12 protein-coding genes and 2 pseudogenes are annotated in these 10,869 nt (G+C 64.3%); all 14 read right to left on the reverse strand.

What is annotated here, in order from left to right; translation table 11 throughout:
* Positions 1-849 (reverse strand): annotated as a pseudogene (locus tag AAFP05_RS04140) (F0F1 ATP synthase subunit alpha); the annotation flags it as partial.
* A 24-nt stretch (positions 850-873) separates the two neighbouring features.
* The gene (gene atpH / locus AAFP05_RS04145; protein WP_341728594.1) at positions 874-1,650 is read right to left on the reverse strand and encodes an ATP synthase F1 subunit delta; all 777 of its coding nucleotides are present in this window, start codon (positions 1,648-1,650) and stop codon (positions 874-876) included.
* A 2-nt stretch (positions 1,651-1,652) separates the two neighbouring features.
* Complete coding sequence (locus AAFP05_RS04150) at positions 1,653-2,237, reverse strand: F0F1 ATP synthase subunit B (RefSeq protein ID WP_341728604.1); 585 nt, start codon at positions 2,235-2,237, stop codon at positions 1,653-1,655.
* 26 nt (positions 2,238-2,263) lie between these two features.
* Positions 2,264-2,485, reverse strand: a complete 222-nt coding sequence (gene atpE, locus AAFP05_RS04155) for an ATP synthase F0 subunit C (RefSeq protein WP_341728595.1) — start codon at positions 2,483-2,485, stop codon at positions 2,264-2,266.
* Between the two features lie 36 nt (positions 2,486-2,521).
* On the reverse strand, positions 2,522-3,295 hold the full coding sequence (gene atpB, locus AAFP05_RS04160) for a F0F1 ATP synthase subunit A (RefSeq protein ID WP_341728596.1): 774 nt from the start codon (positions 3,293-3,295) through the stop codon (positions 2,522-2,524).
* Positions 3,292-3,519: a hypothetical protein gene (locus AAFP05_RS04165; protein WP_341728597.1), complete on the reverse strand. Its 228-nt coding sequence runs from the start codon at positions 3,517-3,519 to the stop codon at positions 3,292-3,294. The genes atpB and AAFP05_RS04165 overlap by 4 nt, the downstream gene beginning before the upstream one ends.
* Positions 3,516-3,968 carry a hypothetical protein gene (locus AAFP05_RS04170; RefSeq protein WP_341728598.1) on the reverse strand — a complete coding sequence of 151 codons (453 nt, stop codon included), beginning with the start codon at positions 3,966-3,968 and terminating at the stop codon, positions 3,516-3,518. The genes AAFP05_RS04165 and AAFP05_RS04170 overlap by 4 nt, the downstream gene beginning before the upstream one ends.
* Positions 3,969-4,055: 87 nt before the next feature.
* A complete protein-coding gene (locus AAFP05_RS04175) occupies positions 4,056-5,165 on the reverse strand; it encodes an MraY family glycosyltransferase (RefSeq protein ID WP_341728599.1) in 1,110 nt (369 codons plus the stop codon).
* Entirely contained in the window at positions 5,158-5,916 is a 759-nt protein-coding gene (locus tag AAFP05_RS04180) for an L-threonylcarbamoyladenylate synthase (protein ID WP_341728600.1), read from the reverse strand. The genes AAFP05_RS04175 and AAFP05_RS04180 overlap by 8 nt, the downstream gene beginning before the upstream one ends.
* Positions 5,909-6,787, reverse strand: coding sequence for a peptide chain release factor N(5)-glutamine methyltransferase (gene prmC, locus AAFP05_RS04185; RefSeq protein ID WP_341728601.1), 879 nt, complete (start codon positions 6,785-6,787; stop codon positions 5,909-5,911). The genes AAFP05_RS04180 and prmC overlap by 8 nt, the downstream gene beginning before the upstream one ends.
* Complete coding sequence (prfA, locus tag AAFP05_RS04190; protein WP_341728602.1) at positions 6,784-7,869, reverse strand: peptide chain release factor 1; 1,086 nt, start codon at positions 7,867-7,869, stop codon at positions 6,784-6,786. Before prfA ends, prmC begins: the two co-directional genes overlap by 4 nt.
* Before the next feature lie 89 nt (positions 7,870-7,958).
* Positions 7,959-8,168 (reverse strand): 50S ribosomal protein L31, encoded by a 210-nt coding sequence (gene rpmE / locus AAFP05_RS04195; protein WP_341728603.1) that lies wholly within the window; start codon positions 8,166-8,168, stop codon positions 7,959-7,961.
* 102 nt (positions 8,169-8,270) lie between these two features.
* Positions 8,271-10,151 carry a transcription termination factor Rho gene (gene rho, locus AAFP05_RS04200; RefSeq protein WP_341728605.1) on the reverse strand — a complete coding sequence of 627 codons (1,881 nt, stop codon included), beginning with the start codon at positions 10,149-10,151 and terminating at the stop codon, positions 8,271-8,273.
* Between the two features lie 285 nt (positions 10,152-10,436).
* Positions 10,437-10,790, reverse strand: a pseudogene (locus tag AAFP05_RS04205) (UvrD-helicase domain-containing protein); the annotation flags it as partial.
* Positions 10,791-10,869: the final 79 nt, after the last annotated feature.

The following is a 10,869-nucleotide window of genomic DNA, read 5'->3' on the forward strand; positions in this document are numbered from 1 at the left end:
GTAGGCCTCGGCCTGCTTGGTGAGGTCATCGAAGACGATAAGCACGTGACGGCCCCGGTACATCCAGTGCTGTCCGATGGCCGAGCCTGCGTAGGGAGCGATGTACTTGAAGCCTGCGGGGTCGGACGCCGGGGAGTTCACGATCACGGTGTAGTCCATCGCGCCGTGCTTGCTCAATGTCTCGTGTACCTCGGCGACCGTGGAGTTCTTCTGTCCCACCGCGACGTAGATGCACAGCACCTGCTTCTTCGGATCCCCGCTGGCCCAGTTCGCCTTCTGATTGAGAATCGTGTCGATCGCGATGGCCGTCTTGCCGGTCTTGCGGTCTCCGATGATCAGTTGGCGCTGGCCACGTCCGATCGGGGTCATCGCGTCGACGGCCTTCAGCCCGGTCATCAGCGGCTCGTTGACCTCCTGGCGATCCATCACGCCGGCCGCCTGGAGTTCGAGCGGACGGCGCTGCGTGGCCCCTTCGATGTCACCTTTGCCATCGATCGGGTTACCCATCGCGTCCACAACGCGTCCGAGGAAGCCGTCGCCCACCGGGACCGAGAGGATCTCGCCGGTGCCGACCACCCGCGAACCTTCTTCGATGCCGTCCGAATCGCCGAGGACCACGACACCGATCTCGCGCGCCTCCAGGTTCAGCGCGATACCTAACGTGCCGTTCTCGAAGCGCAGCAGCTCATTGGCCATCGCCGATGGCAGGCCCTCGACTCGGGCAATGCCATCGCCCGAGGTGATGACGCTTCCGACTTCTTCCCGGGCCGACTGAGTGGGCTCGTACTTGAGCACGAACTCGTTCAGCGCATCCCGGATCTCATCGGGGCGAATCGTCAGTTCCGCCATCGCGGTCTCCACTCCTTGTTTCGGTCAGCCGATCAGCCGACGCGCTTGGTTAAGTCTGTTCTCGATGGTGCCATCGATAATCTCGTCGCCCACCTGGATGCGTACGCCGCCGAGCACATCGGGGTCGATCTCCACGCGAACGTCGATCGCGACACCGTAAATACGCACCAGTTGCGCCTTGAGATGGGCGAGTTGCCCGTCGGTCAGCGGATGCGCCACGCTCACCTTCGCGACCGTGCTGGCCTGCACCTGTGCGGCCAACTCGACATAGGAATCCAGCGTCTTCACCAGCGGGCGTTCCTCGACGGTCAAGGCCCGCTGCAGCAACCACAGGCTCTGCGGACGAACCTTCGCTGCGACCAGCGTGCCGATCAGTTCTTGACGGGCCGCCAGACCGATCCGCGGATCGGTGAGCGTCTTTTGTAGCTCGGGATCGCTTTGCACTGCTCGGGCGAAACGGAAGACCTCCTCGGAGACCTGGTCGATCTGGCCCCCCGCCCGCAGGCTCGCCCGCACAGCCAGCCGCTCGACCAGATCCTCCAGATCGCGGGAGTCCTTGCAGCGGGCGGCGGCCTCGGCCACGAGTTCTGCGGCCTTGTCACTCACTCGTCCGCTCAGCAGAGTCCTCGCCAGCCGGGAACGCGCGTCACAAGACAGCGTGGCATCGCTCAGCGCACCGCGCAGCCGGGCCTGGCCTGCCAGCGCGTCGCAGACCGCAGCGAGCCCGTCGATGTCGGATTGCTGCAACTGCAGGCTGTCGGCCTTGGCGTCCAGCTCACGCATTCGGATCTCGGTCTCCATCACTACTGCGTTCCTGCCCCTGAGGGCCCGGCGAGCGCGTCCGGAACAAAGTCCGGCACCACTCGCGACGGCTGGGCATCGAGCTCGGCCAAGAACCGGTCGACAGTGCGCGATGCAGCCTGAGAATCGGCCAACGACTCTCCGATCACGCGTTCGGACAATTGGACGGCCAAGCTGCCGATATCGGAGCGCAATTCGTTGTACGCCTGCGCACGCTCGTTGCTGATCTGCAGTTCGGCGGACCGACGGATGCGAGCCGCCTCGGCCTCAGCCTCCTTGCGGGCGGCCTCGATGATCTGAGCCGCTTGAGCTCGTGCCTGCTCGCGAAGCCCAGCGGCTTCCTCACGCGAACTGGCCAACTGCTCCTGGTAGTGCCGCTTGGTTTCCTCGGCCTCTTGCTTGATCACCTGAGCGCGGTTGATGCCGCCCTCGATTGCCTCGGCCCGCTCCTCGTACATCTTCTCGAACCTGGGCACGGCGATCTTCTGGACGCCAACCGCGACGATGATCGCCAGCACGAGTCCGACGACGAACTCCGACAGGTGTTCGGGGGCCAGCGGTCCCAGCGAGAACTCCATGGGGATCAGTCCCGCACCAATCATGGTGGGACCGATCACTGGATGACGAAGGCGAGCACGAAGCCCAGGATGGCGAGTGCTTCGACAACGGCGAAGCCGATGTAAGCCGTGCCCATCATGGCGCCCCTGGCCTCAGGCTGTCGGGCAGTGCCGTTGATGACCGACGAGAAGATCCAGGCGACACCGAGGCCCGGGCCCAGCGTGGCCAAGGCGTAGCCGATGACGTTGATCGAGCCGGCCAATTCCATGGGGGTCATTCTTCGTTCCTTTCGTTTGCCTTCAGGCTGATGTGATCAGTGGCTTTCACTGATCGACGATGAGATGTACTGCGCGGTAAGGATCGTAAAGATGTACGCCTGCAGGAAGCCGATGAACAGCTCGAAACCCAACATTACGAAACTGAAGATCAGTGAGAATCCCCCGCCGACCTTGAGGAAGATGCCGTCCGATTGCGTCATCAAATAGGTACCGCCGATGACGAAGACCAAGATCGTCAGGTGGCCGGCGAACATATTCGCGAACAAACGAACGCCGAGCGTCAACGGTCGAGTGATGAAGGTCGACAAGAATTCGACCGGCACGATGATCGGGTAGAGATACCAGGGCACACCTGCGGGTATCAACGCCTTACGCAGATACCCGGCGCCATGAGTGCGGAATCCGGCGTAGACGTAGATCACCAGAACCATCGCGACCGCACCCCAGGCGTAGCCGATATTCGACATGGTCGGGAACATGAACAAGAAGAGTTCGCCGAACCAGTTGTTCACCAAGATGTAGGTGAACAACCCCACCAGCAGGCCGATGTAAGGCCGGAAGCCGGGCCCCAGAACATCGCGGCCGACGCCGTTGCGGATAAACCCATAGAGATACTCCATGAGGAACTGCCGCTTGTTCGGGACCGTTGTCAAGCGCCTGGAGGCCAGCCACCAGATGACGATCACCACCAACGCGGCGATAACGGCCTGCACCATGGGCTTGGTGATCCAGTCGGTACCGAAAAGCCCCGGGAACTGAAAATCCTCCACGCCCGGCGGGGTGTAGCCCCCACCTTCCATCGGGATCATGCCACTCCCCCGTACCGCTTGATAATGATATAAAAGCTGACGATCATTCCCGCGAGGAACCCGATCATCATCAGGAATGACGTATTCAAGACACGGTCGGCCAACCATCCGAGACCACCGTACAGCCCGATGCCCGCCAGCAGGTAACTGAGGATCGTCAAGCCTTGATCCTTACCGTGTGTCTGCGGGACCGGACGCCTGTTGTCGGTCTGCTGATGGCTCATGCGTCCCACCCCTTGGGGGCCACATAGGGCTGGTCGTAGATCGGTTTGGGCTTTGGGGAGTGAACCACGATCAACCCGATAAACCAGCCTATGCCGGCGGCGACCCCCCCGGCGCCCACCCACTGGGGGGACACCCGCGACGCCGGCGTCGCGCTGCTGAGGGCCCACGAAAGCAGAAACCCGAGAAGGACGACGCGCACCAGATATCCGGACATGATCAGCACCATGCCTTGGCTGTTGGCCAGCCGCATCGCGGACCGCTCGACCACCTGCCCGGTCCAGAAATACGCCAGTACGAGCACTACCCCGGCCGATGCGCTGGCCAAACCGCGGCGTTGATCGACGATGGTAGCGGTCACGACCGAAAGCCCGCCGGCGAGCAGACCGGCCAGCGCGGCTGAGGAGAGGAAGCGTCGAGCGCTGCCGACCGCCGTAGCTGCAAACGCCACAGTGTCTCCTCCTCGATGAACGTCACGGGCGATGAGTCTGAGTCTAGGGCATATCCGCCGCTCGCTGCGCATCGGGCGGTCACTTCGTCAGACTCCGGCAGGAGCCTTCTTGCGTCGTCCGGGACTCAGCGTGACAAGCACCGCGATGACAATTCCCACGGCGATGAGGGCCAGCGCCACGGGCAGCCGGACGAGCCCGAAGGCGATCGCTCCGTAGGCGATCACCGCGCTCCACAGGTAGAGAACCCAAACCGCGTTGACCACGGAATGGCCTCGTTGGATCAGCCGATGATGCAGGTGTTGCTTATCGGCGACGAACCACCACTTGCCATGCCAGGTGCGGCGAATATAGGAGGTCGCCAGATCGAAGAGCGGCAACGCCATGACGGCAAAGGGCAGTGCAAGCGGTAGCCAGTTGGGCAGCATTCCGGTGCCCTCGGGGTTCAGCGACTGTGAATCGATCTGACCGGTGAATGACAGGGACGAACAGGAAAGCAACAGCCCGAGCAACATCGACCCGGCGTCACCCATGAACATGCGTGCGCGATGGAAATTGTGCGGCAGAAAGCCCAGGCAGACTCCGGTGGTGGTGACGGTGGCGAGGCTCGCGGTGGTCGCCACGACGAAATTCTGCTCTCGGGCCAGCACATATGTATAGGTGAACATCGCGGACGCGCCGATCGCGACCACACCGGCGGCCAGCCCATCAAGCCCGTCCATCACATTGATGGCGTTGACGCAGACGAAGATGAACAGCACCGTGATGATGATCGAGGTCGCCTGGTCGAGCGCGATGATCCGATTCGGCAATGAGATCCAGTACATTCGCACCCCGAAAAGCACCGCGACGCCGGCGGCCAGCACTTGACCCGCGGCCTTGGCGATGGCCGGCAGATCGATGATGTCGTCGATCACTCCCACCAGCCAGATCACCGCTCCGGCCGCCAGGATGCCCTGCGCATCGCGGGTGACCACCTCGTGGCGTCCCAGGAACGGCATCATCGAGCCAAGCAGGAAGGCCACTGCCACGCCGCCGAGCATCGCCATGCCACCCAGATACGGCGTTGGGCGGGTATGAACGTCGCGGACGCGGATCTGCGCCTCGATACCGAATCTGATGGCGATGGCGCGGCACAGACCCGACAGCAGATAAGTGGTTGCTGCCGCGACGAGCATCACCAACAGGTATTCACGCATCCGGTGTCTGCCCGGCCTCGGGCGCAGCCGCGTCATCGGGATCGGCATCCGGCGTCGGCTCGGGGGCTGCCGGGGCGATATCGGTGAGCTCGGGCATCACCTGCGCCAGATCTGCAAAGCTCAACACACCGGCGCGAACGATACGGCCGCTCGAAGCCCCAGCCAGATCGATGATGGTCGACGCCGTCGGTCCCGAAGTGGCACCGGCGTCCAGGTAGACGGCGACCGAATCGCCGAGTTGTTCGATGGCCTCGTCGATGGTCGTGGCCGGCGGCCGTCCGGAGGCGTTGGCGCTGCTGACGGCGAGCGGGCCGGTCTGGCGCAACAGCTCGCGTGCGTCGTCCTGATCGGGCACCCGCACGGCAATCGTGCCCTCGGTCTTGCCGAGGTCCATCTTGAGGGTTGGTTGTGCCTTCATGATCAGCGTGAGTGCCCCTGGCCAGAAGCGGTTGATCACAGAGTCGACCTCGACCGGCACCTCGACGACCAGCGCTCGCAGCATCGCCGGTTCGGCGATCAGCACCGGCGGCGGCATATCGCGGCCACGCTGCTTGGCGTCCAAGAGCCCCTGCACGGCCGCCGGCTGCAATGCATCGGCGGCGATACCGTAGACCGTGTCGGTCGGAAGAACCACCAACTCGCCGTTCGCGATGGCATCCTGAGCCGCAGCCAGACCTGCATCGTGCTCGGCAGAAAGATCGAAGCGCCGCCAGCGCGGCTGCTGGGATCCAGGGTTCGACAACTCACTCACCATCCCATCCTGACACGCGTCTGCCCGTGACGAAACGTGGACGCCCCGCTAGGTCGCGATGACAGATCCGATGGGCGAATCCGGCTCGCCGCAACTCCTCCAGCGCCGCGGGGCCCTGATCGTCGCCGTGTTCGATGACCACCAGGCCGTCGGTCTGCAAGAGCCGGTGCGCGACGTCGACCACCACCCGGATGGCGGCCAGGCCATCGTCGGCTGCGAAGAGCGCGAGGGCCGGGTCATGACTGCGTACCTCGATCGGCAGACCATCGCGCTGTGACCAGGGAATATATGGCGGGTTGGCGACCACGACCGCGGCCTGGCCGCAGACACCGGGCAGCGCGTCGGCCATGTCCGCTTCGATCACCTCGGCCGGCGTGCCCTCCAGATTGCGTCTGAGCCATCCGGCGGCCACCGGATCCTTCTCGACGGCTACCACTCGCACACCGGGAACCTCGTCGCACAGCGCGGCGCTGATCGCGCCGGATCCGGCGCACAGCTCGACCGCCAGCGGTTCGGACCCGAAGCGGCCAGCGGCCTTGAGCCTGAGTGCCTCGTCGATCGCCGCGCCCGCGACCAGTTCGGTCTCCGGGCGCGGGATGAAGACTCCGGACCCGACCTCCAGCCGTACGTTACGGAACCAGGCCTCGCCGGTGAGATACTGAACCGGCACGCCGGCGGCCCGTTGGGCGATCATCTGGTCGAATCGGGCACACGCCCGGGCGTCGATCTCGGAGGCGGTGAGCAACTCGGTGACCGATAGCCCGGTGGCGCTCATCAGCAGCACCCGGGCATCGGCCTTCGGGGAGTCGAGGCCGGCCTCGGCCAAAGCGGCCGATGCCTGAGCTAGCAGGATCACCGGGCGCGGGTTCACTGCTGGGCCTGCTCCCCCACATGTGAGAGTCGCTCTTCGAGGTCGGCAGCCTGCAGAGCCGCGATTAGGGCCTCGAGATCGCCGCCCAGCACAGCGTCCAGGTTGTGTGCCTTGAAGCCGATCCGGTGATCGGTGATGCGGTTCTCCGGGAAGTTGTAGGTGCGAATGCGCTCCGAACGGTCGACGGTGCGCACCTGGGATTTGCGTGCGGCCGCAGCCTGCTGTGCCTGCTCTTCCTCGGCCTTGGAGACCAGTCGCGCGCGCAGGATACGCATCGCCTGCTCCTTGTTCTGCAGCTGGCTGCGCTCGTCCTGGCAGGTCACCACGATGCCGGACGGCAGGTGGGTGATGCGAACGGCAGAGTCGGTGGTGTTGACACCCTGACCTCCCTTGCCGCTGGAGCGGTAGACATCGACACGCAGATCGTCCTCGTTGATCGCGATCTCGTCGTCCTCGACGTCGGGCATCACCAACACGCCCGCCGCCGACGTGTGGACGCGGCCCTGCGATTCGGTGACCGGAACCCGCTGCACGCGGTGCACACCGCCCTCGAACTTAAGCACGCCATAGGGTGCCTGGCCCGGCTCGGGCGACTTGGACGTCTTGATCGCTGCCGTGACGGACTTGAATCCGCCCAGGTCGGTGGATTCGGAGTCGAGCACCTGAAGCTTGAAGCCGCGTTGCTCGCAATAGCGCACGTACATATTGAGCAGGTCCGCAGCGAACAGCGCAGATTCCTCGCCGCCCTCCCCCGACTTGATCTCCATGATCGCGTCGCAGTCATCGTTGGGATCGCGCGGTGCCAGCAGCGCAGTCAACTTCTCGGTGACTACATCCAGGCGCTTTGCGATCTCGGCCTGCTCGTCGGCGAAGCTCGGGTCCTCGGCGGCCAACTCGCCCGCTGCAATCTCGTCGGCACTGAGTGCGTCATGCTCGTCCAGCGCCTTGACGATCTGCGCGAGCTCGGCATACCGGCGCCCGACCACTCGTGAGCGTTTGACGTCGGACAGCACAGCCGGATCGCTCATCTGCGCTTCGAGTTCGGCGTATTCGGCCCTCATCGAATCGGCGGCTTCGAACATCAGTCCTCCTGGGAGATCGGCACAGTGCCGGGCAATGAAAGAGGCGCCGGCGACGGGTTCCTCCGCCGCCAGCGCCCGCTGGAAGACTGTTACTTCTTCTTGCCGTAGCGGCGCTCGAAGCGAGCGACGCGGCCACCGGTGTCGAGAATCTTCTGCTTGCCGGTGTAGAAGGGGTGGCATTCCGAGCACACATCGACGCTCATCACGTCAGATTTGATGGTGCTTCGAGTCTCGAACTGGTTCCCGCAGGTACACACGACCTTGACGTCGTGGTACTCGGGATGAGTCGACTGCTTCATGGTTTCTCCTTGGTTATCGTGCCGGGTCGCCAAGTAGTCGAAGGCGTGAACCGGCGCCGTCGCGCGATCTTACCGCGCGTTACGGCATTGCCCAAATCCCGGTCAGGACGCGCCCGGTGTGGTCTTGGCGATCGAAACGATGAACTCCGGGTTGCTGGCCGTCTTACGCATCCGGCTCAGCAAGGTCTCCAGGGCCTGCTGATCGTCCAAGCCGGCAAGCACGCGGCGCAGCTTCCAGATGATGTCGAGTTCGGCGCGGCCCATCAGCAGTTCCTCACGACGGGTGCTGGAGGCATCCACGTCGATGGCCGGGAAGATCCGCTTGTCGGCAAGCTGACGCGAGAGCTTCAGCTCCATATTGCCGGTGCCCTTGAACTCCTCGAAGATGACCTCGTCCATCTTGGAGCCGGTCTCCACCAGCGCGGTCGCAAGGATGGTCAGCGAGCCGCCGTTCTCGATATTGCGGGCCGCTCCGAAGAACTTCTTCGGCGGGTAGAGCGCAGCCGAGTCGACACCGCCCGACAGGATACGACCCGACGGCGGTGCAGCCAGGTTGTATGCCCTGGCGAGCCGCGTGATGCCGTCGAGCAGCACCACGACATCGCGGCCCAGCTCGACCAGTCGCTTGGCTCGCTCGATGGCAAGCTCGGCGATCGATGTGTGGTCCTCGGCCGGACGGTCGAAGGTCGACGCGATGACCTCACCGGTGGTGGTGCGCTGGAAGTCGGTGACTTCCTCGGGTCGCTCGTCGACCAGCACGACCATGAGGTGTACCTCGGGATTGTTGCTGGTGATCGAGTTGGCGATCGACTGCATCACCATCGTCTTGCCCGCCTTCGGCGGGGAGACGATCAGTCCGCGCTGCCCCTTGCCGATCGGGCTGATCAGGTCGACGATGCGCCCGGTCATGTTCTGCTGAACGGTTTCCATTCGCAGCCGCTGTTGCGGGTAGAGCGGCGTCAGCTTCGCGAAGTCGGGACGATCCCTCATTCTCTCCGGCGGCTGCCCGTTGACGGTGTCCAGACGCACCAGCGGGTTGTACTTCTCTCGACGCTCCCCGTCCCGCGACTGACGAATGGCTCCGGTGACGATGTCGCCCTTGCGCAGTCCGTTCTTGCGGACCATCGACAACGAAACGTAGGCATCGTTGGGGCCGGCCAGATAGCCGGAGGTGCGCACGAATGCGTAGTTGTCCAAGACATCGAGGATGCCGCTGACCTCGAGAAGGACGTCGTCGTCATGGACCGTGTCGTCCACGCGCTCGGCCTCATTGCCCGTAGGCCGGTTGCGCCGGTTACCGCGATCGCGCTGGCGGCGGTTGCGGGTACGCCGGGATCCACCGCCCTGCTCATCGTCGCCGTTGCGCGACGACGAGGGCTCAGGAGCCTGGGCGCTCGACTGCTTCGCGGCGGGCTGGACGGCTTGCTCGCGCTTGTCGTTGCTGCCGCCGCGGCCGCTGTCCCGGTCGCGCAGGCGCTCACGCACCTTCGGATCTTGACCCAACGCGGCAAGGCGGGCTCCCACGCTGTCGTCGGGACTCGGCTCGTAAGGGGAGTCAGCCACGGTGTGCTCCGCCTTTTCGATGACAGCATGCTCATTGCGCTCAGGACGAGCGATAGCCGGGCGCTCGGCAGCCCCGCTCAGCTCCGGTTGTGCCTGCTGGGCCGCCGCTCGCTCGGCGTTCTCGGCGCTGCGCTGGCGACGACTGCGGGCGCGCACTTGGGGCGACTCGGACGTGCCTGCCGAATCCGTGTGCTCGGCAGCGTTGAGCTGTTCGTCTGCAACCGCCGCGTTCCTCTGCTCGGCGGAGCGCCTGGGCGCTTTCGCTTCGGCGGATCTCGACGTCGCCGTGCCAGTGCGGGCGGCCTGGCCACCGGTGCCCTGGTTCGCGTGGATCGCGGCAATCAGCTCGGCCTTGCGCATGGCACTGGTCCCCTTGATGCCCAGGCCGGCAGCAACCTTCTTCAGCTCCGGCAGGAGCATCGCCGATAGTCCTGCCTGGGGGCCTGATGAGGTTTCGCTCACAAAATTCCTTCCCGCCACAAGGCGGCTTACGTGAGAAGTGGGTGATGCTCATCCAATTGGCGCAATCTGCACTCAGTACCTCTGCAGGCCACAGGGTGAACTGGCAGGTCTATGAGTGGGTTGCCCTTCAAGGACGCATGTGCCTGAGCAATCAGGCCCATGACGGCTGGTAAGCATGCCGTTGCGAAACCACTGTAGCAAACAATTCACCAGGAACGCGACAGGCATCGGTCAGCAGGGGTCGTTGAGGGTCAGCTTGCGCGACCGTCCCTGGGTCTTGATACCGAACCGCGACAGCACCAGCCGTTGCCCATAGATCCGCTGGTGTGCGTCCTCGGCGATGAAAATGTCATTGGGCCCTTCACCGACCAGGGCACGGATCAGCATCCAGTGCGCGGGCTGCAGGTCCTGGCCTTCATCCACCAAGACATGGTCGGCGACTCGACCCAGCTCGTTGGTCGCGATCGCGCTATCAGCCGATCGTTTAGGCTGAGCAGAGCACCGAGAGCAGACGTATCGACATAGACGATCGGGTGCGAAGTCACAGTCTGTCCCCACGAAGTTCGTCGAGCGTCTCGGAGACTGTCTTGTCAGCATGCTTTCGCTCGATCGGCAACGCGACCCACCCGCCGTGGCGTCGTGCGGGCCGGGTGATATCCAAACTGGGCTCGAGCGC

It is taken from the genome of Brooklawnia sp. (assembly GCF_032229645.1).
Classification (GTDB): domain Bacteria; phylum Actinomycetota; class Actinomycetes; order Propionibacteriales; family Propionibacteriaceae; genus Brooklawnia.